The organism is Pseudarthrobacter sp. NS4 (assembly GCF_024758005.1).
Classification (GTDB): domain Bacteria; phylum Actinomycetota; class Actinomycetes; order Actinomycetales; family Micrococcaceae; genus Arthrobacter.
Genome location: NZ_CP103288.1, coordinates 4,023,356 through 4,047,622, shown reverse-complemented (window position 1 = coordinate 4,047,622; position 24,267 = coordinate 4,023,356). Strand labels below are relative to the sequence as shown.

The window sequence follows — 24,267 nt, the reverse complement described above, 5'->3', positions numbered from 1 at the left end:
CGGACGTCCTAGTTGTCGCGTTGCTCGAACTCCAGGTCAAGCTCCTGGTGGCGAAACTCCGTCTCTGGGTGGGACTCGCCCTCGGTGACGATTTCATGGTTCAGCTGCCGTTGGACCTGGCTGTCGAGAACCTGCAGCTTCTCGTCTTTCAGCTCCTCCAGGTCCTCAGGAAAAGGATCGGCAGGGGTAATCCGCAAATTGGCTGACATGGCATGACCTTTCACTGGCGGCACTCCAGAGAATGGACACCCGCGATCGGAGCATTTTAGATGAAATCCGGCAAGTACAGGTAACTGAGGCCGGCGCTGGGCCTGGAAGGGAACGGTCCCGGTTCCAAGGTTTTGGAACGGTATCGATAGAGCCTGTTTCTGTGGCGCTGACCGCCGTAGGCTATGGGCATCCATCACACCCAGGAGGCAGCATGCGCAAGGAACGTCCTATGACCGAAACTGAGCAGGTCCACCGTCTTTCTGAGAACCTCATGACCCAGTTGGCCAAGGGCAGGGAATGGGCCACGCCCGGGGTGCAGGCTGCACTGCAAAGAGCGGTGGCCGGGCTTGATACAGGTATTGAAACTGCATCCCCGCGCCTGCAGGAGCTTTTGCGGCGGCTGGCCGACGAGCTGGCGGGCGGGGTGGAAACACTGACTCCGCGGGTCCAGGAACGTTTGAAGCGGGTGGCGCCGAAAGCCGCTGCTGAGATCGTGGATTTGGGTCAGGTTGAAGGTGCGCAGCCGCGGTCGCGGAAGGCATGGTGGATTGCGGGTCTGCTGGTTATTGTCGGGGTGGGTTTGTGGCGCTCCTTGCGGACATCCCCTGAAGACGCCCTGTCCCCGGCACCTTTCCAGGAACCAGGCGGCGCGGATTTCGACTCCGACCCGGACCTTGCCGCGGGCCGGATCTAGAGGACCCTCCCAGAGGCTTCCAGGCCGGGAGGACCATCGTCGGCGCCTTAAGGTGCCCTGATTCGGGTATGCCCTTACGAAGCAGTGTCGTGCTTGCGGGCAAGTACCCGAAAGATGATGCCACCCGGTCCTCCGCGCTGGACTTCGGTAATGGTGAAGCCTGCGCTGGTCAGGTACGGCACGGGATCACGGGTGATATGGTCGGCGCTGATGCGGATGCTTAGGGGTTCAAGTGCACGCATGGCGGTGCGGACGAAGGGGCGTGTTGAGCGCCCGTGTTCGGCCAGGACGAACACTCCGCCCGGGCGGAGTACACGGTAGGCCTCACGGCTGGCGGCCAGGGGGTCCGGGATGGTGCAGAACGTGAACGTGGAGATGACGGTGTCTGCGCTTTCCGATGGCAGGTCCAGGGCCTGTGCATCGCCGTGATGCAACTCCATCCGGTCGATTCGCTTTTCCGCTACGCGTCTCCGGGCTATGGCAAGCATCTCCTCTGAGAGGTCAAACCCGGTCACATGCTTCACCTTCGGGCCGTACATCGGGAGGTTCAGGCCCGAGCCCACCCCTATCTCGATGACCGCCCCGTGGGCCATTGAGACGGCCCAGGCCCGCGCTCCATCGGCGATATAGCGCTCGAAGAAGTTCATCCACCGGTCATAATGGTGGGCATTTTTATCGAATGCCTTCGTGATGTCTTCGTTGCTGGGTTGGCGCACGCGAACCTCCCGGAAAAACTGCAATGTTCGTTCCCGGCCCCGTCGCGGAATCGCCCTTGGGACGGCGATGCCGGCGCGCGTTTTGGAACAACTTACGAGACGGCCAGAATACGCGTCATTCCAAAGATCCCGGATCGGTAAGTTCCTGGATGCAAAGTTCTTCCGGTGGCCTGGATCATCAGGGGGACGCTGCGGCCGTTGCAGCACCAGCTCTCTGGCGGATGCTGCAACGGCCGCAGCCGGGCTTACCCGGAAAGGGGAAGCCCCTTATTCACCGGTTACTTCGAAGAAAAGTAGCTCACGCACTCACCTTCGTTCCGGAAGCCCGGATCGATGCTGTTGGCCCACCCGCCGTTGGCACATGCCGCCTTGCCTGTCGCGAAAGTGACCGTGTACTCGCTGGTGGTGCCGTTGGGGGCAGTGACTGTTACCGTCGCCGCCGGCTTCTCCGCCGTCGCCTGGACCACTGCCACCTCGGCGTTCGTATCCACCGGGTAGGCAGTCACAGCGGGCAGGGCCGCCGAGTCCGTCAGGACGGTGTAGCCGTTGGTGCCCGGCGCAAAGCCAACTACCGATTTCTGGTCCACCAGCAGACGCCCAAGATCTGCAACGCCGGCATCAGCCAGGCGTGACCCGTTGATGGCCACCTCGGCTACTTTTGTGTAGGAGCCGGTGGTGGTGAACACAATACGGACTCCGCGGGTGGTGACGGGCGTAAAGCTGACCTTCGCGGGAGCAGTGGTGGTCAACCCGGTGACAATTCCAGCGGAGCTGTCCTGCCACGTGCCCGCGGCGTCCTGGTACTGGACCTTGAGGTTGTGCGCCGCCTTTTCCGCCGGCGTCACCGTCACCGAATCCACCGTGTAGTCCCGGGTGAAGCCGTAGCTCAGGCTGTCACTTGCCCTGCCGCCGCTGACCCAGTTGGACCAGCGGGTGGAGGTGTTCCCGTCGCAGGTGTTCCGGGCAACGTACGCGCCCTCGGTGTAGCTCGCGCTGACTGTGGTGGTGGGGTCGTCCTTGCAGATATTGCTGCTGGACAGGCGGTCCACCACCAGGACGGTCAGTTGGGCGTCAAGCGGCTTGCCGCCGTCGACGCCCGTGCCGGCCTTGCCGGCAACGGAAGCGGTTCCGGCCGTCTGCAGGACTGCGGGATCGAATGTGCTCCAGTCCCAGGTGACGGTGAGGTCGTTCCGGGCGGTTGAGGTGCCCACCTGGCCGGGGACGGTGGCCGGTGCCGCGGACTGTACCTCGGCGAGCGTCGCGCCAACTCCGACCGTGGCCGAGACGGGGTCCGTCGCTGTGTACTTGCCGATGGTCACCGTGGCCTTGGCGTCACTGAAGGTCTGGCCGTACACGTCCGTGCCGGTTCCGGTGATGGTTACCGTGCCACGTCTGTTCCAGACGGCGGAATCCACAGCCTGCCATTGAACGGCGACCGGGCGCCCGTCACCCTTTGCATACATAGGTGTCACGGTCGCCGGAAGCGATGGCGCCACCCCGATCGGTGTGCTGAGTTCCACGGGCCTGGTGCCCATCAGCTTCAGGTCTGCGAGGTCGGTGAAGCCCCAGGACTGGTGGCTGCTGCCGGTGGCCGTTGCCGTGGTTCCGGTGGATGAGGCGAGCGAGACGCCCGTGCCTTCAGCGGTCTGGTTTCCCGTGACCTGCAGTGCGATGGCTGCGCCGGCGTTCACCAGGGACCACTGCTTGCCGTTTTCGGTTGTCAGGATCCACTGCGCCGACGGTGTCACCGTGGCTTGGTCAAGTGTCATGGTCTTCAGCGCCGCCGCCCCGGACTGGCTGGCGGAGGGCACTCCCCCGCTGCCCGTCAGGACGCGGCCGTCCTTGCTGGTGACCACCCAGCGGCGGTCGTGGGCAAATTCGTCACCCCCAACTGCGGTGAAAGTCCACAGCTGGGAGGCGACCCCCGCAGTCGTTGTGCCCAGGTCCTGGATTGCTGCGCTGCCGTCACCGCGAGCGGTGAGGTACTTGCCGCTGGCGTCACCGGTCAGGTGGTAGGTGTGCCCGTCCTTCACAGGTGCGGCGTCGGCTGCGACTCCGCTGACGCCGTCGACGACGAACGTCACCACGGATGCTGCAGGAACCTCAAGCGTCGCCGACTTTGCCGCGGTGTCGACGGTGACAGGGGCGCCCTTGACCAGCGCGTTCCGCTCAATGTCCTCCAGCGGAGATTTGGTGGTGACCACCGGGGTGACGGTAGCGCCGGGGGCAATGGTGCCGAAGCGGCTGAGGTCGATGGTGACCTTCTCCGCCGTCGGGGTGTCATTGAAGTGCACCAGCGTGGCGCCATCACCGTCGGCGCCCAAGGCGCTGGCGGTCTTGGCATTGTCGTTTTGGATCAGGAAGTCCCCGGGCCTGATGTAGTGGGTGAAGTTCCGGGTGGTGTTGTACTTCTGGTTGGTCAGGACTTTGCACTTGGCATTCTCGGGGCTGGCGCCGTCATTGATGCGACGGTTGGAGGAGCCCTCGCGGCCCTCGTAGTTGCAGTCGAAGTCGATGTAGATGGAGCCCCACCCTTTGTCGGCCTTTTCCTGCTTGTAGGTGTCTTCCACGGGCTGCCAGAACACCCAGGCATCCGGTTCCAGTTCGCGGAGGTCGTTGACTATCCGCCCTGCGATGCCCAGGCCGTTGGTGATGTTCGAGCGGTCCCAGCCGCTGGTGGAATCCCCGAGTGCGGGGTTGCCGGTCCAGAAACCGCCCACCTCACTCATCCAGAGCGGCTTCTCAGTGGACTTGGCCAGGTCACGGACCCGCCGGCGGTCGCTGGTGCCGTAGGTGTGCACGTTGAGCTGCGAAACGGCGTCCTTGGCCTGCTGGCTGTAGCCGTGCCAGTTGGTCATGAACTTGGCGGGATCCGTCTCGTCCATGGCAGAGATGACGGCATCCGTGGTGGTGCCCTCCTTGGCCAGTTCGGCCGCGAGGTGCCTGGTGACGCGGTCCTGCGCCGCAGGGTAGATGAGGGCGCCTTCCTGTTTCTGGGTGTAGCTGGTGGGCGGTTTGCCGGTGGCCCGGTCTATGTCGGTGCCCCAGTACCCGGAGTTTGGTTCGTTGAAGGGGTCAATGGTGTCCACTTCGATGCCGCTGCCTGCTTCCAGGAGTTCGACGGCGTGCTTCATGTAGACGGCGAACTTGCCTTCCGCTTCGGGCAGCAGGTTTTCGCCCCTTGCGGGGTTTACCTGGCCTGAGACGTAACCACTCCTGGTCATGAACCAGGGCGGGGAGTTGCTGAAGGCCTCCCAATGGGTGATCTGTTGGTCGGCCGCCAGCTTCTCCACCCACCAGCGCTGGTTCCGGTCCGCGTCCGGGTTGTAGGAGGCGGGATCATCCGGGTTCCACTGCTGCAGGAACGCCAGTTTGTTGGCCTGGGCCGGGTCCACCGACCCGTCCGGGTTGTACAGGTCTGAAGCTGCCTGGCCGGGCTCCGGATCAGTAACCGGCTTCCACCACCCCTCCACTGCACTGCCGTCGTTGAGGTAGCCGGCCACGTCCGATGCGTTGCCGCCGCCCACGTTGTACCGTGCGATGTTGAGGTTGAGTCCGTCCTTGCCGAACACTTTCCGGTACAGCTCGTCGCGGAGCTCCGGGGAGTAGCCTGCCGTCGCATTGGCGAACCAGACGAGGCTTGTGCCCCACCCCTGGAAAGCCTCTCCGCGGCTCGCCGGATTTGGGGTGATGGTCACAGGCGTGGCTTCGGCCGCTGCGGCTGGCCCGGCCGTTCCGGCCGGCAGCAGGATCAGGCTTGCTGCTGCTGTGACCGCGGCCGCCAACGCGGCCACCGGCCTCCGTGTTCCCGGGGCGGAAAACGTCATTGTTGAACCTCGCTGTCTCAGGGGTGCGTTAATGTGCCGTGGACGTTCCTCCGTACCGGAAGGAGCGCGCAGACCGGCACTGCGAGACTATGGGCGGGTCAGGGGCGGAACAAGGGAGTCGAACACGTTCGTTCGGCCTCGTTCAAACACGCTCACTGGTGAAAGGTTCCTGTGCGCGCATCCGCTTGTAGGGACGCTTGGCCCTTCGTCGTGCCGCCGCCTGCCTGCCTCAGTGCTCGCGGCAGGCCAGGTTGCCGTCGCTGACTTCCAGCACAGCTGCCCGGACGTGGCTCAGGCGGGTCCTGGGATCCGGCTCCATGGTGTGGATGTCTTCGCCGCCCCAGCAGGGATGGGTGAAATACACCAGCAGGGCGCGTTCCTTGCCGTCCTCCGTGGGTGCCAAGGGAACCACATCCGCGTGACGTCCGACGACGGGCCTCCCCTCAACTAATTCGGGTGCCGTGAGGATGAGGCCGCCAAGGTGTTCCTGCCTGATCCAGTTGCCGGCGGCGTCGTTGGACCGGTAGACCGCCTGGCCGCGCCATTCGTCCACGATCATCCAGTACGTCCCCTCCAGCCGGAAGACTTTCGGTCCTTCATGTGGACGGCCAGGGATGGTGAGGCCCTCCAGTACCCACGAGGCGGGGTTTTCCGGGGTGTCACTGACGGCGCTGTTTGTGTTGGAACCGCGGGCTTCGTCCTTGTACCAGAGCCGGTAGCGGCCATCGCCGCAGAAGGCCACTGCGGCGTCAATCACCCGGGGCGAGTCCAGCTCTATCTGTCCCAGGTACTCCCAGCTCATCAGGTCCCGGCTCGCAAATTGCACAATGGACGCGTTGCCGGTCCAGTCCGTCCGGACGCCTCCCAGGACGGTCAGGTACATGATCCACTGGTCCCCAATACGGACGACGTCGGGTGCCCAGAGTGTTGCGGGCAGTTCAGCTTCCGGCGGGACCAGTCCGTCCACGGTGCCTTGGTAGTTCCAGGTGGCCCCGCCGTCGGAGGACCGCGCGATGCCGATGGCGGTTCCGTGCACCCATTCAACGCCCGTCAGCCCGGGTTTCGTGGCCCGGCGCTGAGTGTAGAACAGCACCCACTCGCCGTTTAGGTGGTCGGGCACCAGGATCGGATCGGTGGGTCCGTCCCAGACAGGGTCCCGGTAGGGGTCTGTGAATGCGTCGGGGCGCAGTGGAGGCAGGGCATTTCCTTGCTGTGACACACCTTCTCCAACGTTGTAGTTTCGCTATGGCGTCCAGCATATGCGGTATGGAGAAGCACTAATGCGGCAGTGCGGCGCAAATTCCCTGACGCTACCCAAATTCCGTGTCGCTACGCAGATTTGACCTGCGCCACGGAATTTGCGTGTCGGCACTGCGATTTCGTGTCGAAGCCGAAGGTGTAAGTCCGTCCAGCAGCGCGAGCTACTCCTTGAACAGCCCCGCCAGGTCTTCGGCTGTGATGGCACCGCCGGCAAGGGCATCGCCTTCCATGACGTCGGCGAACAGCTGCGACTTCCGGGCCTTCAGCGCCATGACCTTTTCCTCAATGGTGTCCTTGGCGACCAGCCGGTAAACCATCACGTTCCTGGCCTGCCCGATCCGGTGGGTCCGGTCCACAGCCTGCGCTTCGGATGCCGGGTTCCACCAGGGATCCAGCAGGAAGACGTAGTCGGCCTCGGTGAGGTTCAGGCCAAAGCCGCCGGCCTTCAGCGAGATCAGGAATACCGGAGCGCTGCCGTTCTTGAACTCGCTGACAACGTCGGCGCGGTTGCGGGTGCTGCCGTCGAGGTAGCAGTACTCAATGTTCTCCTCGTCAAGCCTCTCCCGCACCTTTCCCAGGAAGCCGGTGAACTGGCTGAAGATCAGTGCCCGGTGCCCCTCCGCCACCAGGTCCTCAAGCTGCTCGAACAGCACATCCAGCTTGCTCGACCGGACCCCCGAAAGCGACGGGTCAACCAGCGACGCGTCCAGGCTGAGCTGCCGCAGCAAGGTCAGGGACTGGAAGATGGTGAACCGGTTCTTGTTCACGTCCTCGATCAGCCCCAGGATCTTTTGCCGCTCGCGCTGCAGATGCGTCTGGTAAACCTTCTGGTGGCGCGGGTTCAGCACCACTTCCAGAATCTGTTCCTGCTTGGGCGGCAGGTCCTTGATCACCTGGTCCTTGGTGCGGCGCATCATCAACGGACGGACCCGACGCCGGAGCTTGTCCAGCTGCCCCTTGTCGCCGTTTTTCTCCACGGGCTTCTGGTAATACTCGGCAAAGCGCTTGGGGCTGGAGAACAGCCCCGGCGCCACAATGGACGTCAGCGCCCAGAACTCCATCAGGTTGTTCTCCAGCGGCGTGCCCGTGATGGCCAGCTTGAAGGCCGCGGGCAGCTTGCGCGCGCACTGGTACGCCTTGGACTGGTGGTTCTTCACGAACTGAGCCTCGTCCAGCACCAGCCCGGACCACTCGAGGGAGGCATAGGCGTCGTAATCGATGCGGAACAGGGCGTAGGAGGTGATCACGATGTCGGCCCCGGCCAGCGCCTTGGCTGCGTCCTGCCCATTCTTGGCGAAGGTCTCACCGATTGCCTGCACCTTCAAACCGGGCGCGAAGCGCGCGGCTTCTGCCGCCCAGTTTCCCACCACGCTCGTGGGGGCAACCACCAGGAAGGGTGCGACGGCGTCGGGCCGGGTAACGGCAGGGACGCCAACGGTGAGGGAAGCCCCAACGGCACCAGCGCCGGCGTCGGACGTGCTGCTGCTTCCAGCAGCGGCCAGCGCCTGCTCCTTCGCTGCGCACATCAGTGCGAGGGCCTGCACCGTCTTGCCGAGGCCCATGTCGTCAGCGAGGACGCCGCCCAGGCTGTGCCGGTACAGGAAGGTGAGCCAGTTGAAGCCTTCCAGCTGATAAGGCCGCAGCTCAGCGTTCAGGGACGACGGCAGCGGCAGCCCGTCCATGCCGCCCTCCAGGAGCCCGCCCACGGCCGAACGCCAGGCCGCCGCCTGATCGTCCACAATGCCCAGCTGCGCCAGCTCATCCCACAGCCCGGCCTGGAAACGGCTGATCTGCAGCGGCGCATCCTTGTTGTCCTGCAGGGACCGGGCTTCCTCGATCAGGGCCCGCAGCTGGTGCAGTTCCGGCAGGTCCAGGGAGAAATAGGCGCCGCTTGGCAGCAGCATCTTGGTCTGGCCTGCTGCCAGGGCCGAGAACACGGCCGCGAAGGAGACCGGCTGGCCCTCGAGGGAAATCTGGATGCCCAGGTCGAACCAGTCGCGCTGCTCGGTCGCCTTGGTGGAGATGGAGACAACCGGGGCTTCCTCGGCCTCTCGGTACTCGGCGATGTCGCCCGCCGTCTCCACGTCCACGTCCGGCGTTTCGCGCAGCAGGGGGAGGACTTCCTCGGTGAAGGCCAGCGTGTCCAGGCCCTTGAGCTCGGCCGACGCCGCCAGCCGGGGAGTGCCCCAGCCGCCGGTTGCGGATTCGCCCAGGGCGGGAACCACGTCCCACGGTTGTCCGATGCGTTCCAGGATGCGGGCTTCTGCGGTGTCGTCGCGGTAGCCGTGGTCGCCGGGGTGGCGCCACAGCGGCTGGGCGGTGACCAGGTTCCCTGTCTTGTAGTGCCACTCCCAATGGAGCCGCACCCGGTGGTCCGCGCCGTAGTTCGCCAGCAGCGAGAGGGTGGGAACCGCGAGCGCCGGAAGCTCCACGGACTCGTCCCGCGCGGTCACCCGGGCAGCCTGCTTGAGCTTTGGATAAAAGCCGGTGAGGAAGCGTGACTCATCCTTGGCGGGTATATGAAGTGTGCTGCCTGCGGTGACGAACGCCAGCAGCTCCTCGCTTAGGCCGCTCTCCAGCGGCGCCAGGGTGATCACGGCGTCGGCAGGCGCGTCCCCGCCATCCGGCAGCGCGCTGCCCTGGGCCGGGGCGCTGGCGGAGGTGAAAAACAGGCCGTGTGCAGGGCGGCCGATCGTCCCCACCGCAGCCGGATCAACCTCAACCCCTTCAACGGTGATAGTGGGCGAAAGCTCCAGGCCGCCGTCGGACGCCTGACCCTGCCGTGGTGCATCGCCGGCCGTGTTCCCGGCAGCGTCAGCTGCGGCACCCTCCCCGCCGGCAGGCGTGCCGTACCTCCCCAAGTTAAGCCCGACGGCGGCGGGGGCCTCCGCGAGCCGGACCGGCTCAGTGCCGCGTGAGTGGACCAGTGCGAGCCCGATCTTTCGGGCGTCGGACAGCAGGCTCCACAGGTTCTTACCCGAGTAGGAATTCAGGCCGAGCCACAGCCCGGAGGAATTGTGCATCCGGCTGGCCGAGGCGGAGTGGGCAGCGAGGAACTCCTGCATCCACTCCACATGCGCCTCGTTGCACTCGCGGCGGAAGTTGAGGTAGCTGAGGGTGTTCCAGGAGACGTCGCCCCGGATCCATTTTCCCTTGGTGCCCATGATGACAGGACGGGCCTTGAGCTGACGGACGCTGCGCAGCGGGTCCCGGCGGCCCGTATAGGAAAAGTGGGGGGCCGGTTCTTCAATTTCGAACTGGAGCGCCAACGGGACGCCGTTGCCGGGGGCGCTTCCGGGCTGGGAGATCAGCGGACTGAGGGCCTGTTCCCAATCGGACAGGGCCGCGCCGGACGGTTCACGGGAAAGCTGGGTGGCGGTGGCGGTGGCGGGCGAGAGCAGCTGGACGCGGATGGCCGGATTGTCCTCGGCAGCGAAAAGCAGCGCCGCCACGTGCTTGCAGTCTTTCCGGACCGGGCAGCTGCACACGCCCACCGTGCAGCTCCAGCCACCGGCCTTGCGGACCAGCTTGGCCGTGGTGGAGTAAGGAACGTCGGCACCTCCCCGGACCTTGCCCAGCATGAGCCCGGTGCCGGCGTCGAACGAGATCCCCGAGACGCGGCTGCCCATGGCGTAGGCCAGTCCGGCGGCCAGGGAGCGGTCGTTGATGGCGGGTGTCTGTATTGCCAGTGCCGCACTCTCGTCCGGTTGGGATGGCATGGTGCGCGCTACTTTCAGCAGGACACGGCGGAACCGCGTCCGGTGGTTGGTTATCTGATCCATCTTAGTTCGCCTGCGGGGAGGCACGTGCCGCCGTCCCTTCGACAGCACCTGCCACCGAAAACTTCGCTTGACGTTCACTTCCTCCTCAACGGGCCGGCAGTGCCCCGCACGTAGCGTGAAAAGCGACCGGAGCACCACCAGCGAACAGCAGTGAGGAAAGCCATGATCACCAGCCAGCAGCCCGTCGTCCTGACCAGCAGCAGCATCGAAGCAAGCGATGAGGAGGCAGTCGAGGCCAATGTGAGCGTGGTGGATGCCATGCATACTGCCCATCTCCACACCGGGGAGATGTCACCCGTGGCGGTCCGCAGCTACTACGTGGATTTCTATCTCACACAGTCCCTCGAGGGTGGCTTTGCCCAATACGCCTTCATGGCCGTGGACCGGTCCGAAACGGACACGCTGATCCGTGAGGGCATGGCCGGTATGGGAGCCACGGCACACCTGGACCTTTTTAACCGGGCTGTTGAGGCGTACGACGGCCTCTCCGAGGAGGAGGCCGGGCACTACCTCGACGGCGGCCTGGACGTTCTAAACCACGCTGACGAGACCCCCGACGCCGTCCTCCGGATGGAAGAGCTCGACGGCGAGTTCGAGGAACTGCTGGAGAGGGAGAACATCACTGCACTCAACGCCGCCTGGCTGCGTGGCCAGGCCGACCTTCTGGTGCTCGACGATGAAGAGGTAGGCCCCTACATCCAACGCCTGGCTTCCCTGATCCCGGACCTGCCCGAACGCCAGGCCCAGGCTGAGGCGGAAGCCCTGGAGGATGCACCGGAGTTCGAGCTCATCATCCGTGAACTGTGCAGCATTGCCGGCCACGAACTCCAGAAGATCACCATGGGCGACCCCAACTACATGCATGACGGCGCGAAGGCCCTGGCCTGGCATTTTTCCACTGATCACGGTGATTTCCTCATGGTGGAGGAAGGCGACGAAGCCTTCATGATCAACCCGGGGACGCTCGAAATCGTGGCTGCCGTTGAGTTCGAAGAGGCCGACGCCGATCTCGTCGAGGCATAGCAGCAGAAGCATCAAGCCGCCGCACCCTGTTGGTGCGCCGGCTCGCGGGTAAAGCGCCGGGGTCGCTGTAAACATCCAGCGACCCCGGCGCATGTCCCGCGAAGTCACGAATACAGCAATAACGACGGCGGCGCGTCCCGTACTGGCGCAGCCCGATACCAGCCGTGCTTTCCCTAGGTGTTCTGGTCCAGGGCCGTGGCGAGGATTCCCAGCAGCTCATCGTCCACTTGCTCCGGGGATGCCAGGCGCACCCGGCGTGTGAAGGGATCGTCCGGCCGCGTCCTGACTTTTTCGAGCCTTCCCTCTGCCGGAGTATCAAGGCGCAGGGCTACGTCAACCGCGCTGTTGGTGGAGCGGGTGACCTGGGCGAATTTCCGGCGCGGGCTGTGCAGGGATACGTAGCCCTTGCGCATCTGGATCTGCACACCCTCCGTTGATGACGCCCAGGCCAGGACGGCATCAGCGACGGGGCGCAGGTGCGGGTGGTTGGCGTATTGGCCGTCCATGAGTTCGTCAGCGTCGCGGAGCATGAACTCGGGATAGCCGAACATCTCCCAGGACACCGCGTACTGGGCATAGCCCGTCACGCCGAAACCGTCACGCATCCAGTCACGGAGCTCCCGGTCGCTGCGGATGCCGGCCGCCCGGGCCTGTTCCACCCAATGGGCGGTGTCCTTGCCGGTCTTTCGCAGGAGCAGCGCCTTGTTGTTGTCCACCATGGATTGCCAGGTGCCGGCCTCTTTATGAGGCCCCGGGCTCTGCGCTTCGGGCTGGTGGGGCTGGGCTGTGTTTGGCATGCATCGATCGTAATGGGGCGGCCCGGCCGAAGGCGCAGAAAAAAGATTTCCAGGGACCGTAACCTTTCCGCGGCTCCCGGCGATGTAGGAGGTGATGGGTCCGCCCGCCGGGCCCAACCCTTTATGTTGTCTAAGTTTGGAGTGCTTCATGTCTTTGTTCACCGTTCTCGCCACCAGTAAAGTCGCCGCCGGAGTCCTGGCTGCAGGCACCCTGGCCGTTGGCGGAACCGGCGCAGCTGCCGTTTCCGGTGCCCTCCCCACCGAAGCCCAGCAGACTGCACACGAACTTTTCGGTGCACCCGCCCCGCAGTTGGCAGCCGAAGCAGCAGCCGAGGCCAAGGCCGCCGCGGAGTCCACCACTGATACTGCAGCCGGCGCCGAGGCGTCCGCCAATGCCGATGCTGCTGCCGATGCAGATGCCACGGCCGGCGATGACAATGTTGCCGCACAGGCCTCGGTTTCCGCTGCCGCCGGTACTGCCGTTGACGCCGCAGGTGCCGCAGCCTTCGGTCTCTGCACCGCCTTCAACAACGGTGGCCTCAACGCTTCCGCAGAGGGCTTCTCCTCACTGGTAATCGCCGCTGAGGGCGAAGCCAACATCGGCAGCTTCTGCGCTGATGTTGTCGCAGAGGCCGGCGCCGCCGCTGAAGCTGGTGCCGCAGCCACCGGTTCCGCCGCCGTTGAGGTTGAGCGCCCGCAGGTTCCCGCTGTGCCGGCCGTGCCCGCTGTCCCCGGTGTCGACGGCGCACCCGCCGTTCCTGCCGTGCCGGCTGTTCCGGCTGCGTCAGTCGACGGCGGCAGCGCCGCAGTGGAAGCCCCCGCGGTTTCCGTCCGCTAGGCACTCTTGGCTAGGGTGGACCGCAGCTGTTTGACGGCTGCGGCCACCCTGGACTGCAGGAACCTGGCCATCGCTGCCGTTCCTGCGGTCCGGCGCTGCCGGAAGGTTGGCGCTTGCCGGAAGGCGGTAGCCGGCAAGCTGCTGAGGCAGCCGGAAGACCCTGGGGACTGGCAATCCGCACTGGAAAACCGGGACGGGCATAAGCCGCGTTCCGGAATGGAGGAGCCGCTGGTGCTGGACACTTTGGCCCAAGAAGAGATCGACATATTCGACGGCGCAGCCGGATCAGATCCCGCTGCGCTGTTCGGCGCTGCCTATCGGTCCTTCGCAGGCCCGGTGCAGGGCTACCTCAAGGCCCGGGGCGTTGATGACCCTGAAGCGGTCGCGCAGGATGTGTTCCTGGCGTTCTATCCCAAAATCGACGGACTCACAGGCGGCCTGCAGGGCGCCAAATCATTGATCTTCTCCATCGCCCACGCCCGCATGGTGGACCACTACCGGCGGCTGGAGCGCAGGCCGCAACTGACCCCCTACGATCCACAGCATGACGGCCGGACCACGCCGTCGGCGGAAGACCACGCCATGGAAATGAGCGGCGCCGCCACGGCCATGCTGGACGGACTCAGCGAGGAACACCAGGAAGTACTGGCGCTGCGCGTAGTGGCGGACCTGTCCATCGAACAAGTGGCCGGCATCATGGGCAAAAGCACCGGGGCCGTCAAGCAGCTCCAGCGCAGGGCCCTTCAAAACCTCAAGGCACAGACGCTCAAAAGAAACCAGGCGAATCATGAGTGACACCGCAGGATCCCGCAGCGACGGATTCGTTGACCAGCTGCTGCTGGAGGCAGGACTGGACGACGACGGCGAGCTCCGTCCCGCGCTCCTGCAGCTCCGTGCCCTCGGAGCAGTGGCGCCGGAACCGTCCGCAGAGATCGCGGCGCTGCTGCAGCGGGCAGAGGCGGCGGCACCGGCAGTCACCACTGAAGCGGCACAGGCCCCAGCAGCCGAACCCACACCGGCCGGGGACGCTGCAGCCGTAGCACCAGCCGAACCCACACCGGCCGCGGATGCCGCAGTAGCCTCCGGAGTCACAGCACCCAGTGCGGCCGCACCCGTCGACGAGCTCGCTGCACGCCGCCGGGCGAAGCGCCGCGTCACCCTCACCGCTCTGTCATTGGCGGTCTCGCTGTCCGCGGGCGGAGCTGTCGCGGCGGCTTCCAACCAGGGTTTCCGCGACTCGTTCAGCCAGGCTGTTACCTCGTTTGTCACGGGATCCGGCGCCCTGCCTGCAGTGAACCAGTCCGAGGAACCCGCAGTGAAGCTTCCCGCCGTCCCTGCAACCCCTTCGACGGTTCCCGCTGCACCGGCTCCGGCCGCGCCCGTGGAGGCGCCGTCGTCGAACATTCCGGCACCGCCGGAAGAGGCCGCAGAGGACGCTGCCACCCCCAGGAAACCGGCTGACGTCCCCGCAGCGAAAGACCTGCCCACTACCGTTCCGGAGGATCTCACCAACGGTGTGGGCAAGCCGCCGCAGGTGCCCGTTCCCGGCGTGCCGGAACTTCCGTTGCCCGGGACACTCCCCGCAGTCCCGCTGCGGTAAGGCGCCCGCGGCCCGCTGTTTCAGCTGCCGCCGCTACCGCTGCCGGCAATCCACCTTCAGTAACCTGCACCGCCCATCTGGATCATGCTGCCCGACGGGTCAACCAGGTACCAGACGTCATTGACGCCCTGGCCCAGGACGTCGCCGGGCTTTGAATCATTGGCAAAGTAGTACAGCGGCATGCCCTCAAGGGTTACCTGCTGCTTGCCGTCCGGCGTGGTGATGGTTCCCACCGCACCCGTGACGCCTTCCGCGGATGGTGTGGCCGACGTGGTGGTGACAGGAGGCCAGGCTTCCAGGCAGGCGTCCGTGCACGCGCTTGTTCCGGAGTCCTTCACATCTTTCGTGAAGAAGTACACGCTCATTCCCTTGGCGTCCACCACGATGTCCCCGGCGCTTGAGGAAGCCGTCTTAAGATCGACGGCGGCACCAGCCGTTTCGGTGGACGGTGCGGAGGGCGGGGAGACGGACGCGGCGGGGGCGGTTGCAGACGCGAGGGGTGTGCCCGTGGTGACCTCGGGGCTGTTGCCCGGCGCGGTGCCGGTGCCGCCACCGCAGGCAGTCAGTGACGCGGCAAGGGCCAGGATGGCGAGGCCTGCGCCCGAATGCTGTTTCATGGGGTTGCTCCTTGGCTGGGCCCGGCGTCGGATCACCGGACGCTAACTCCTACGACGCATCCGGGTGAAGAATGGTTCACAGCGGGATGCCGGCGGTTGAACTTTACAGCGGCCCCCGGCGTCTTTACGGCCGTAAGCAGAGTGTGCGGCAGGGCGCGGGCAGGAGGGATGGCATGCCGCTGGATGAGGACGTGGTGGCGTCCATCTACCGCGAACACGGCCCCGCCCTGCGCAGGTTCGTGCTCAGCGCCTCCCGCGATCCCCAACTCGCCGAGGACGTGGTCCAGGAGACCGTGCTCCGCGTCTGGCAGCACGCACCGGACATCAGCGGCAGCCTCCGCAGCTACCTTTACCGGACGGCCAGGAACATCATGATCGACAACTACCGGCGTGCCCAGCGGCGTCCGGAATCACTGGAGGGCAGCCTTACGGAGTCCGCCGGGGCGATGGAAAAGGTGGATGAGCTGCTGAACCGGGTGCTGATCGAGGAAGCCCTGCTCCGCCTGAGCAAGGAGCACCGCGATGTCCTGGTGGCCCTGCATTACCGCCGCTTTACGGTCAACGAAGCCGCCGTCCAGCTCAACATCCCCAGCGGAACGGTGAAATCCCGCGCCTTCTACGCGGTAAGGGCCTTGCGCACCATCCTCGATGAGATGGGGGTGGAACAGTGAGTGCTTTTGATCCCCACCAGTTGCTCGGCGCCTACCTTTTGGGCGGCCTGGATGCGGTGGACCGTGCGGCTTTCGATTCCCATCTCCAACAGTGTGCTGACTGCCGCGAGCAGTTGGCCGGGCTTGAAAAGCTTCCTGTGGTGTTGGATGCCCTTCCCGTGCCGGACGCCGTGGCGCTGACTGTCGTTTCCGCCGGTACAGTCAGCCCCCAAACCGCCGCTCCGGCAAGACTCCTCAGCAAGCTGGCCCGCCGCCGTCGGACATCACGACGGCGGTGGGCGGCCCTGACAGCAGCCGTCGCCGCCGCCTGTCTCGCCCTGGGAATCGCTGCTGGGCCGCTGCTGGCGCGGCCGGCGCAACCCGACGCCACCTATTCCGTGCAGTCCGGGGCCGGGCTGCAGTTCAGTATCGACCTTGCCCGGAAAACCTGGGGGACCGAACTGGCGGTGAATGGGAGCAGCCTGCCGCGGGACGGGACGCTGTCGCTGTGGGTCAGGGACCGCGGCGGCGGGGAAGACCGTGCGTGCGCCTGGTCGGCCACGCCCAGCGGCAGGGTAAAGGTCACCGGCGCCACGCCCATCCAGTTGGGGAGCATTTCGAGCGTGGAACTGCGGGACGGCAGCCAGCACGCCGTTGCAGTGATTACGGTGCCGTGACGGGCTGGCAGGCACCGGCCCTGGCCACCCTGTGCGCGGTTCCGGGGCCTTCGGTCACTGGTTCATTTTGCCCAGCCGGGCCCGCACGATCATAAACATTCCGTAGCAGATGAGCCCGGCACCCACGGCTGCCAGAAGGTAGACCCCAAGGGGCTGGTCCCGGAGCGCGCGGAGCCCGCCGTCCAAGCCGGTTGAATCCTCCGGGTGGGCCTGCAGGGTGGCGACGGCGATGAGCAGGCCGGTCAGCAGCAGCACCACGCCTTTGGCCATATACCCAGTCACGCCCAGCACCGTCACCGCGGTCCTGGCCGTGGGTGATGAGGGCATGGCCAGATGCTTTTCAAACGATTTTTTCAGCCCGCGGATGCCATACACCACTCCGGTGACGGCGACGCCTACGCCCAACAGGACCAACAGTGCAAGGCCGCCGGGCGCCTTGATCACGGAGGCGGTCAGGTCGCTGGCAGTCTCCTGGTTATCCCCGCCCGAGCCCGTTCCCATGGCGAAAGACAGTAATGTCAGTGCCAGGCCGGTGAACACGAGCACCTGTGCCGCGGCCTTGGCCTTCTTTTTTGTTTTTTCCTTGGCCGGCAGTTGGTTGTAGTCGAAGATGGCATCGCTGACCTGCCACAGGGCCAGCGCCGCGCAGGCTGCGAAACTCGCCCACAGCAGGAAGGGCCCGGCCGGTTGCGTGGCGAGCTCCGCCACGGCGCCGCTGAAGTCCGCGTTGCCTGTGCCGCCCGTAGCCAGGCGGATGGCGATCGTACCCACCAGCAGGTGCAAAATGCCGCTCGCCGCAAACCCTGCCCTCGCCAGCAGTTCCAGCGTCCGCGAATTGGTGACGTCCTCTGCCGCGTCCACGGCCTGCTTCAGTTCTCTTTTGATGGCTGTTCCTTTGTGCTTTGCGCGGCGGTTCACTGATGTGCGTGCCCCACACAAAGGCAATCGTGCCACGCTGGCACGGTCTGGAACAGTACACCGCTGCCGGCGGGATCCAGGACACGCATGGGGAGGGATCCCCATCGCACGCTCCTGGCAGCTGTGCAAGCATAAGCACCAGCGATTGAACACACACCGCGTACTTCTCCGGGGGAACACCATGACTTTTTACGGCGCTGACGTCAGCCAGCTGCGGGCGTTGGCCAAGGCGGCTGACCAGGCCGCGTCATTGCTGAGCATCCGGGCCGTATCGCTGCAGAGCCAGATCCAGTCGGCGCCGTGGAAGGGCGCGGACGGCGAACGGTTCCGCCAGGAGTGGACTGGAAGCCACCGCCCCGGACTGGAAAGGGTCGTGTCCAGCCTGCGTGAGAACTCAAAGCTTCTGCTGCAGCACGCGGATGAACAGGAGAAATCGTCGTCGTCTTCCGGAGGGGGCGGCGCAGGTCCCTGGGACCGGATCACATCGCTCGCCAACCAGGCCCGGGAGTGGCTGCAGGAACACGCCGCGGCAGCCGCCGCGGCGGCGGAACACCGCAGGGAACTCGAAACCGGCCTGGAACGCATGCTGGACGCAAGCCCTGAAGAACAGGCCATGTGGTGGGACAGCCTGTCCGCAGCGGACCGGAAATACCTGATCGAGGGCGAAGGGGACGACGGCCCTTTCGCCGAAGACCTCATGCGCATGGACGGCGGCATCCCCAAGTCCGCGCAGGAGCAGGCCAAGGACCACCTGCAGGAACTCGCAAAGGCTGATATTCCCGTCTACTCAGAGGCGGGCAAGGCCTCCATCGAAGCGCGGGTGGCGTGGGTCCATGGCGGTGCCGAAGTGGGCACCGAAGTGGTGGAAAACGCTGACGGTTCCGCCACCATGAAGGTGTACGGAAACATGGGCCTGGGCGTCAATGACACCACCGGCACCGCGGGGGTCACCCTGAACGGGGAGGTGTCCCGGGAGTACACCTTCGGCAGCGTGGAGGAAGCAATGGCTGCCCGCGAGCAGATGTACCGCGACCTGCCGCCGGACAGCGTGGGTGAAATCAAGGACGTGGCCGGCAACCCGCCGGGCTACATCCTGGACAGCATTAAAAATGCTGCCGGTGACAACGGTTCCTCGGGACAGACGGACAAAGCCAAGGGGACCCTCTCGCTGGAGGCCGAAGGGCAAAGCGGAACCGCGTCGGGCTCAGCAAAGCTGGACCTGGCCTACGAGCGGAACCTCACGGACGGCACCTCCACGGCCAGCGGAGAGGTTTCAGCACAGGGCAAGCTCAACCTGGACGGCCGGGTGTTCGAGGCTTCGGGGAAGGGCGGACTGCAGGTCAACATGGACAAGGACAGCAACATCGACTCCGTGTCGGTTTCCATGGACGGCACGGTGGCCCAGGGTGTCGCTGCCGGTACGGACGTGAAGGCCGCGAAGGTGGAGTCCTCCATTACTGCCGGCACGCAGGGCACTGTCAAGATCGACGTGGAGTACTCACCGGAGAACAAGCCCATCATCGACAGCTACCTCCGCAACGTGGCCCTGGGCAATGAAGTCGGCGCGGCGCGGGATGCCGGCCGGCTTTACGAAGCCGGTTCCGCAACAGTGCAGGTCAACAGTGTGATCACCGCCTCCAATGAGGCCGGCCTTGACGTGAAGGTGGGTGAGGTGGAGGTCAGGACCGAGAGCCAGGCCACCACCAACGTGTCCACATACTATAAAGTCCCCAACGACACCAAGCTCGAGAGGCTGTGACCATGTCTGTGCACATCGAATCCCCGCTGGGGTTCACGGCCGACTTTCCCGAGCACACCCAGGTCCTCGCCGATTCCACGGCAGGCCCCAACAGCGAGCAGTACGGCCTGATGGGTGGTGTCCTGGTCACCGTCATCAAAGACGACACCTCAGTGCAGGACGCGCCGCAGGCCACAGGGTGGGCACACCTCATGGCGGACTTCTACCGTGAGGAACGGGGCGGAACCCTCCTGGCCGAAGGCGAACTGAACCTGCCCGGCAAAGCCGCGTACGCCGTCGTGGTGGGATACGACGACGGGGACCCGGGAAACGACAACGTCGAGGGCACCGGAAAGGTGGCAGCCACCGTCGGCGTGTGGGAGGGCGGCCGGTTTATCGGCGTTGTGGTGATCTGGCCCTACCTCAATCCCGACGTGGAGCCACGACTGGGCATGCTCAGAGAGATCGTGGCGTCCATCAGCGTGCGCTGAACCGGCTGCCGGACCTTCGTTGCCGGCTCGGGGATGCCGGAGACTAATGCCGGACTGATGCCGTGCACGGCCGGCGGGCTTCACGGGGGAAGTGCGTTTTGTGCCAGGGAAGGGCACTTACCGCCGGCGATAGCAAAGATCGAAGATCAGCCGCCCGGCCTCGTGGGCCTTCGCCTCGAAGCTGGTACGGATCCTGCCCTCGAAGCGGGGTGCCCAGCCGCCCGTTTCGTCGACGCCCTCGTTGGGGCCGGTGTGCTCGGTGCTGACGGGGGCGCGGCCCTCACGCACCGGGGCGCCGCCCACCACGGATTCGACGCCGGACTGCCACACCTGGGTCAGCGGGCTTTCGGGGCCGCGGCGCTCGCCGTTGTGCAGGTTCTCGAAGTCCTTCGAGTCCGCCAGGACATCACGGACGTGGACTGCGTAGTTGGACCAGTCGGTGGCGATCCGCCACAGCCCGCCCTGCTTCAGCGCACGCGCGGCCAGGGCGGCGAACTCGGGCTGGATCAGACGGCGTTTGTGGTGCCGTGACTTGTGCCAGGGGTCGGGGAAGAAGACCCAGAGCTCGTCAACGGACCCTTCAGGCAGCATGGTGGCCAGGACCTCGGGCGCGTTGGCTTCAACCACGCGGACGTTGCGCAGCCCCCGGCTATTGATTTTGATGATGGTGTTGGCCAGCCCGGGGGTGTAGACCTCCACGGCCAGGAAGTCGGTATCCGGGTTCTGCTCTGCCGCGTGGCAGATGGCGTCGCCCAGGCCCGAGCCGATCTCCACGATCAGGGGTGCTTTGCGGCCGAATTCCGCCTCTGCGTCGAACGTGTAGTCCGGGTGTACGGACGTGTTGGCGATATGCCGGGGCACATCCACTGCCCACCGCTCGGCGTGCTCTTCCCATGCAGCCTGGCGGCGGCCCTGCAGGCGGGTGCCACGGCGGACAAAGCTGACCGGCCGGCCCCCGTAGGTGCCGAATGACGCCTGCGTACCGGGCGTGACGGGCCGTGGGACATGCGGCTGCTGGGGGTTTTCCGGGGATTCGCTCATCCCTTCCAGAATACCGGCGGAAGTACGGTGCAAGGGTCATGAGCCCACCAGTTGGTCCAGTCCGGGACCCAGGGCCAGGGCAAAGACCAGGCCCGAGATGATCAGGGCAGCGGACGCGGATGACCGGCTTTGCGATGTGCGTGGTTCCGCCATCATGACCAAAATTGCCAGCGCCAGGGAGGGCAAGGCAAAAAGGAGGGGGAGGCTGAAGAACACCAGGGGCGTCACCCACCTCATTGGAGAGGGTCCTTCAGAAGGATAAGTGGCCAGCATGGCAAACATAGCCATCGGGGCGGTGATGATCATGCTGGCCGGCGCAAGAACCGCCAGCACCACGCTGGCCGTTGCTTTACGCGCGTTCCTGCCTTTCGGGGGTTCCTGATGGAGCGCATCGACAGATGCCGCTGGCTGCACCGGCTCCTGCCCTGGCCCGTGCCTGTGCCCTGGCCCGTGCCACGTCCCGTGCTCGCGTCCGTGTTCATCTTGTGGCGGAATAGCCATGGGGCTCCTGGTGATCTGGTGGAGTGGTCTGCCGGCAGCTGCTGATCCCAAGATATGGATGCGGCCGGAAGGCGCAGAAGGCGCCACCTCCCGTATGTGGATAACTCCTGCGCCCCTTTCCCGGTCGCTGGTGCCTGTAAGAATGGGCTGGTGACGGAAGCGACGAATGCTGCGGCGAAGAAGCAGCGGCCCGGAAAGCCGGCTGGGGCCCAGCCCGGCACGCTGGTGGATGCCGAAATCGATGAGCTGCCCGCACCGGAGCCCACCCGTTTGGGGAGCCGTCGGCAGCTGGCGTATCTCGGCTTGTGCCTGGTCCTGATCGGATTGAACCTGCGCACGGTCTTTTCCAGTTTCTCGGCAGTGCTTCCGGAGGTGAGCTCGCAGGCGGCGCTGCCGGGATGGGCCGTGGTGGTGCTGACCACGGTTCCCGTGACGCTGCTGGGAGTGTTCGCCCCGCTTGCCCCGGTCCTGGCCCGCCGGTTCGGCGCCGAACGCGTGCTGCTCGGAGCCATGGCCGTGCTGACAGCCGGGCTCCTCCTGCGGCCGGCCGGGATAAGCCTGCCAGGAGCGGAAACCGGGGGAGCAGCCGGGCAGGCGGCAGGCCATCTTCCTGCCCTCCTTGCCGGGACGGCGGCCTGTGGAGCCGCGATCGCCCTGTGCAACGTCCTGCTCCCCGGGTTGGTGAAGCGCGACTTCCCGCACCGCCTGGGCCTGATGGGCGGGCTGTACACCACGGCCATCTGCGCGTCCGCGGCGCTCGGTGCCGGCTTCACGTACCCGGTCTACGCGGCGACGGGGGAGTGGACGCTCGCGCTGTGGTTCTGGGCGCTGCCCGCCGCCGTCGTGCTTTTCCTGTTCCTTCCGGTGGCAGTCCGTCAGCCCCGTATCAAGCACCAGGCCGTCAGGGACGGCGTGAACGTGTGGCGCTCCCCGGTGGCGTGGCAGGTGACCATTTTCATGGTGCTGCAGGCCATGATGTCCTTTAGTGTTTTCGCGTGGCTGGCGCCGATCCTGCGGGAGCGGGGTGTCGGCGGGGCGACGGCGGGGCTGATCGTGTCGGCCAGCATCGTGCTGCAGATGCTCGGTTCGCTGTTCGCCCCGGCGCTTGCTGCAAGGTTCCGTGACCAGCGGGCCATCAACGCTGTGGTTGCCCTGATGACCGGGAGCGGTTTTGCCCTGAGCATCTTCGGGCCGCTGGACCTGGTGTGGGTGTGGGCAGGCCTCTTGGGTCTGGGCCAGGGAAGCCTGACGGCGGTGGCCCTGACCATGATCATGCTGCGGACCCGCGACGGGCACACCGCCGCGCACCTGTCCGGGATGATGCAGGGCGTGGGCTACGGGCTCGGTTCGACGGGAACCTTGATGGTGGGCCAGCTGCACCAGGTTACGGGCTCCTTCACGGCGGCCGGTGTCCTGTTCCTTGTTGTCGGCCTGCTGGCGGCGGTCTTCGGTTACCACGCCGGCCGCAACCGGTATGTCGGGTAAGGGCAGGATGGCGGTGCGGGACTCCACTCTTCCAGCCACCCACCCCGCCGCAGGCATCCTCCAGCGGCCGTACCTGTGGGTGACCATCGGCACGTGCGCCCTGGTATTCCTCGCAGCGTTCGAGTCCCTCGCGGTGACCACCATCATGCCGCTCGTCAGCCGTGAGCTGAACGGCGCCGGCCTCTACGCCCTGGCCTTCGCCGGACCCCTCGCCACCGGCGTGATCGGCATGGTGGCGGCCGGAAACTGGTCGGACCGGCGCGGGCCAACGGTGCCCCTGTACGCGTCCGTGGGGTTGTTTGTGCTGGGCCTGCTGATTGCCGGCACCTCCACATCCATGCCAATGCTCGTCACCGGCCGGCTGGTGCAGGGGCTGGGCGGCGGAGCCCTCACCGTTGCGCTCTATGTCCTCGTGGCCCGCATCTACCCCGGAGTGCTCCACCCGAAAATCTTTGCGGCATTCTCCGCGGCCTGGGTGATCCCGTCGCTGGTGGGACCATTCGCGGCCGGAATCGTGGCACAGGTCTTCAGCTGGCACTGGGTGTTCCTGGGCGTGGTGGGACTGGTCATTCCGGCGCTGCTGATGATCGCGCCGGTGTTGCGGGGGATGGACCCGCACCCCGTGGGCGCTCCAACCGTCCCGTGGGCCGTCGGCCGGCTCGCCTGGGCAGCGCTCGCCGCTATCGCAGTGCTGGGATTGAACCTGTCCGCCGAGGTCCGGATCCCGGGCGTCCCTGCGGCCACCGCGGTCCTGGCCGTTGCCGCCGTCGTCCTGGCGCTGCTGGCCGTCCGGCCCTTGGTGCCCCGGGGCACCCTCATCTCCCGGCGCGGACTGCCCAGCGTCATCCTGGCCCGCGGGCTGGCCTCGGCGGCGTTCTTCGGCGCGGAGGTCTACCTCCCGTACCTGCTGATAGAGCAGTACGCATTTTCGCCCACCTTCGCCGGCCTTACCCTCACCGGCGGGGCCCTGGCCTGGGCAGGGGCTTCAGCAGTCCAAGGGCGCCTTGGTGCCCGCCTGTCCCACCGCGGCGCGGCCCGGACCGGGGCGCTGATGGTCCTGGCCGCAGTGCTGCTCGCGCTGGTGACCACTGCGCTCCACTGGCCAGCCGCCGTCGCCATTGCCGGCTGGATCTTTGCCGGCGGCGGGATGGGCCTGCTGTATCCGCGCCTCAGCGTCATGACCCTCGCGTTGTCCACCAAGGAGAACGAAGGCTTCAACAGCTCGGCGATGTCCATCTCCGACTCGCTGGGCGGCGCGCTGGCACTGGCCACGACGGGCATCGTGTTCGCAGCATTTACGACGACGACGGAATCCTTCTCAGGTGTCTTCGGCCTTGCCGCCGTGCTCGCCGTAGCCGCGGCCTTCGTTGCGCCGCGGGTCACCGGTAAAGGCTCCTGAAAA

Annotated in this window: 21 protein-coding genes; 11 read left to right on the top strand and 10 right to left on the bottom strand. The window is 65.9% G+C overall.

The features are described from left to right. Positions 1 to 8: 8 nt before the first annotated feature. Positions 9 to 209, bottom strand: a complete 201-nt coding sequence (locus NXY83_RS19040; RefSeq protein WP_258803763.1) for a hypothetical protein — start codon at positions 207 to 209, stop codon at positions 9 to 11. 230 nt (positions 210 to 439) lie between these two features. Between NXY83_RS19040 and NXY83_RS19035 the strand changes: the two genes are divergently transcribed. Further along, the gene (locus tag NXY83_RS19035) at positions 440 to 904 is read left to right on the top strand and encodes a hypothetical protein (protein ID WP_258803762.1); all 465 of its coding nucleotides are present in this window, start codon (positions 440 to 442) and stop codon (positions 902 to 904) included. A gap of 74 nt (positions 905 to 978) precedes the next feature. On the opposite strand, the gene NXY83_RS19030 is transcribed toward NXY83_RS19035, so the two are convergent. From NXY83_RS19030 to NXY83_RS19015, 4 genes are all read right to left on the bottom strand, one after another. Further along, entirely contained in the window at positions 979 to 1,620 is a 642-nt protein-coding gene (locus NXY83_RS19030; RefSeq protein WP_258803761.1) for a class I SAM-dependent methyltransferase, read from the bottom strand. 278 nt (positions 1,621 to 1,898) lie between these two features. Beyond that, positions 1,899 to 5,447, bottom strand: coding sequence for a discoidin domain-containing protein (locus tag NXY83_RS19025; RefSeq protein ID WP_258803760.1), 3,549 nt, complete (start codon positions 5,445 to 5,447; stop codon positions 1,899 to 1,901). 229 nt (positions 5,448 to 5,676) lie between these two features. Further along, the gene (locus tag NXY83_RS19020) at positions 5,677 to 6,666 is read right to left on the bottom strand and encodes a family 43 glycosylhydrolase (protein ID WP_258803759.1); all 990 of its coding nucleotides are present in this window, start codon (positions 6,664 to 6,666) and stop codon (positions 5,677 to 5,679) included. Positions 6,667 to 6,868: 202 nt separating this feature from the next. Further along, positions 6,869 to 10,426: a DEAD/DEAH box helicase gene (locus NXY83_RS19015; RefSeq protein WP_258806349.1), complete on the bottom strand. Its 3,558-nt coding sequence runs from the start codon at positions 10,424 to 10,426 to the stop codon at positions 6,869 to 6,871. 225 nt (positions 10,427 to 10,651) lie between these two features. On the opposite strand from NXY83_RS19015, the gene NXY83_RS19010 reads away from it, so the two are divergent. Next, entirely contained in the window at positions 10,652 to 11,512 is an 861-nt protein-coding gene (locus tag NXY83_RS19010) for a DMP19 family protein (RefSeq protein ID WP_258803758.1), read from the top strand. Positions 11,513 to 11,685: 173 nt separating this feature from the next. Here NXY83_RS19010 and NXY83_RS19005 read toward each other — a convergent pair whose 3' ends face one another. Then, a complete protein-coding gene (locus tag NXY83_RS19005; protein ID WP_258803757.1) occupies positions 11,686 to 12,309 on the bottom strand; it encodes a DUF5655 domain-containing protein in 624 nt (207 codons plus the stop codon). Positions 12,310 to 12,457: 148 nt separating this feature from the next. Here NXY83_RS19005 and NXY83_RS19000 point away from each other — a divergent pair, with 148 nt between their 5' ends. The 3 genes from NXY83_RS19000 to NXY83_RS18990 all read left to right on the top strand — a co-directional run bounded on the left by NXY83_RS19000 (position 12,458) and on the right by NXY83_RS18990 (position 14,747). Continuing rightward, positions 12,458 to 13,147, top strand: coding sequence for a protein tyrosine phosphatase (locus NXY83_RS19000; protein ID WP_258803756.1), 690 nt, complete (start codon positions 12,458 to 12,460; stop codon positions 13,145 to 13,147). 216 nt (positions 13,148 to 13,363) lie between these two features. Further along, positions 13,364 to 13,942: an RNA polymerase sigma factor gene (locus tag NXY83_RS18995; protein WP_258806348.1), complete on the top strand. Its 579-nt coding sequence runs from the start codon at positions 13,364 to 13,366 to the stop codon at positions 13,940 to 13,942. Further along, a complete protein-coding gene (locus NXY83_RS18990; RefSeq protein ID WP_258803755.1) occupies positions 13,935 to 14,747 on the top strand; it encodes a hypothetical protein in 813 nt (270 codons plus the stop codon). Before NXY83_RS18995 ends, NXY83_RS18990 begins: the two co-directional genes overlap by 8 nt. 56 nt (positions 14,748 to 14,803) lie before the next feature. Here NXY83_RS18990 and NXY83_RS18985 read toward each other — a convergent pair whose 3' ends face one another. Beyond that, positions 14,804 to 15,364, bottom strand: coding sequence for a COG4315 family predicted lipoprotein (locus NXY83_RS18985; RefSeq protein ID WP_258803754.1), 561 nt, complete (start codon positions 15,362 to 15,364; stop codon positions 14,804 to 14,806). A gap of 173 nt (positions 15,365 to 15,537) precedes the next feature. On the opposite strand from NXY83_RS18985, the gene NXY83_RS18980 reads away from it, so the two are divergent. Continuing rightward, entirely contained in the window at positions 15,538 to 16,035 is a 498-nt protein-coding gene (locus tag NXY83_RS18980; protein WP_258803753.1) for a sigma-70 family RNA polymerase sigma factor, read from the top strand. Then, positions 16,032 to 16,691 (top strand): anti-sigma factor family protein, encoded by a 660-nt coding sequence (locus NXY83_RS18975; protein WP_258803752.1) that lies wholly within the window; start codon positions 16,032 to 16,034, stop codon positions 16,689 to 16,691. The genes NXY83_RS18980 and NXY83_RS18975 overlap by 4 nt, the downstream gene beginning before the upstream one ends. Before the next feature lie 54 nt (positions 16,692 to 16,745). Here NXY83_RS18975 and NXY83_RS18970 read toward each other — a convergent pair whose 3' ends face one another. Beyond that, complete coding sequence (locus NXY83_RS18970; RefSeq protein ID WP_397427529.1) at positions 16,746 to 17,552, bottom strand: DUF1206 domain-containing protein; 807 nt, start codon at positions 17,550 to 17,552, stop codon at positions 16,746 to 16,748. 238 nt (positions 17,553 to 17,790) lie between these two features. Between NXY83_RS18970 and NXY83_RS18965 the strand changes: the two genes are divergently transcribed. Beyond that, positions 17,791 to 19,368, top strand: coding sequence for a hypothetical protein (locus NXY83_RS18965; RefSeq protein WP_258803751.1), 1,578 nt, complete (start codon positions 17,791 to 17,793; stop codon positions 19,366 to 19,368). Positions 19,369 to 19,370: 2 nt separating this feature from the next. Further along, on the top strand, positions 19,371 to 19,838 hold the full coding sequence (locus tag NXY83_RS18960) for a hypothetical protein (protein ID WP_258803750.1): 468 nt from the start codon (positions 19,371 to 19,373) through the stop codon (positions 19,836 to 19,838). A 117-nt stretch (positions 19,839 to 19,955) separates the two neighbouring features. Here the strand turns inward: NXY83_RS18960 and trmB are convergent, their stop codons facing one another. Beyond that, on the bottom strand, positions 19,956 to 20,879 hold the full coding sequence (trmB, locus tag NXY83_RS18955; RefSeq protein ID WP_258803749.1) for a tRNA (guanosine(46)-N7)-methyltransferase TrmB: 924 nt from the start codon (positions 20,877 to 20,879) through the stop codon (positions 19,956 to 19,958). 36 nt (positions 20,880 to 20,915) lie between these two features. Next, the gene (locus tag NXY83_RS18950; protein WP_258803748.1) at positions 20,916 to 21,116 is read right to left on the bottom strand and encodes a hypothetical protein; all 201 of its coding nucleotides are present in this window, start codon (positions 21,114 to 21,116) and stop codon (positions 20,916 to 20,918) included. Between the two features lie 414 nt (positions 21,117 to 21,530). Here NXY83_RS18950 and NXY83_RS18945 point away from each other — a divergent pair, with 414 nt between their 5' ends. Next, positions 21,531 to 22,865 (top strand): MFS transporter, encoded by a 1,335-nt coding sequence (locus NXY83_RS18945; protein WP_258803747.1) that lies wholly within the window; start codon positions 21,531 to 21,533, stop codon positions 22,863 to 22,865. Positions 22,866 to 22,878: 13 nt separating this feature from the next. Continuing rightward, positions 22,879 to 24,264 (top strand): MFS transporter, encoded by a 1,386-nt coding sequence (locus NXY83_RS18940; protein WP_258803746.1) that lies wholly within the window; start codon positions 22,879 to 22,881, stop codon positions 24,262 to 24,264. Positions 24,265 to 24,267 lie beyond the last annotated feature (3 nt).

What these genes read in the sequence shown, in the direction of transcription:
- NXY83_RS19040 (WP_258803763.1), bottom strand. Translation starts at nt 209, where the DNA reads ATGTCAGCCAATTTGCGGATTACCCCTGCCGATCCTTTTCCTGAGGAC.
- NXY83_RS19035 (WP_258803762.1), top strand. Translation starts at nt 440, where the DNA reads ATGACCGAAACTGAGCAGGTCCACCGTCTTTCTGAGAACCTCATGACC.
- NXY83_RS19025 (WP_258803760.1), bottom strand. Translation starts at nt 5,447, where the DNA reads ATGACGTTTTCCGCCCCGGGAACACGGAGGCCGGTGGCCGCGTTGGCG.
- NXY83_RS19015 (WP_258806349.1), bottom strand. Translation starts at nt 10,426, where the DNA reads ATGCCATCCCAACCGGACGAGAGTGCGGCACTGGCAATACAGACACCC.
- NXY83_RS19010 (WP_258803758.1), top strand. Translation starts at nt 10,652, where the DNA reads ATGATCACCAGCCAGCAGCCCGTCGTCCTGACCAGCAGCAGCATCGAA.
- NXY83_RS19005 (WP_258803757.1), bottom strand. Translation starts at nt 12,309, where the DNA reads ATGCCAAACACAGCCCAGCCCCACCAGCCCGAAGCGCAGAGCCCGGGG.
- NXY83_RS19000 (WP_258803756.1), top strand. Translation starts at nt 12,458, where the DNA reads ATGTCTTTGTTCACCGTTCTCGCCACCAGTAAAGTCGCCGCCGGAGTC.
- NXY83_RS18995 (WP_258806348.1), top strand. Translation starts at nt 13,364, where the DNA reads ATGGAGGAGCCGCTGGTGCTGGACACTTTGGCCCAAGAAGAGATCGAC.
- NXY83_RS18990 (WP_258803755.1), top strand. Translation starts at nt 13,935, where the DNA reads ATGAGTGACACCGCAGGATCCCGCAGCGACGGATTCGTTGACCAGCTG.
- NXY83_RS18985 (WP_258803754.1), bottom strand. Translation starts at nt 15,364, where the DNA reads ATGAAACAGCATTCGGGCGCAGGCCTCGCCATCCTGGCCCTTGCCGCG.
- NXY83_RS18980 (WP_258803753.1), top strand. Translation starts at nt 15,538, where the DNA reads ATGCCGCTGGATGAGGACGTGGTGGCGTCCATCTACCGCGAACACGGC.
- NXY83_RS18965 (WP_258803751.1), top strand. Translation starts at nt 17,791, where the DNA reads ATGACTTTTTACGGCGCTGACGTCAGCCAGCTGCGGGCGTTGGCCAAG.
- NXY83_RS18960 (WP_258803750.1), top strand. Translation starts at nt 19,371, where the DNA reads ATGTCTGTGCACATCGAATCCCCGCTGGGGTTCACGGCCGACTTTCCC.
- trmB (WP_258803749.1), bottom strand. Translation starts at nt 20,879, where the DNA reads ATGAGCGAATCCCCGGAAAACCCCCAGCAGCCGCATGTCCCACGGCCC.
- NXY83_RS18950 (WP_258803748.1), bottom strand. Translation starts at nt 21,116, where the DNA reads ATGAGGTGGGTGACGCCCCTGGTGTTCTTCAGCCTCCCCCTCCTTTTT.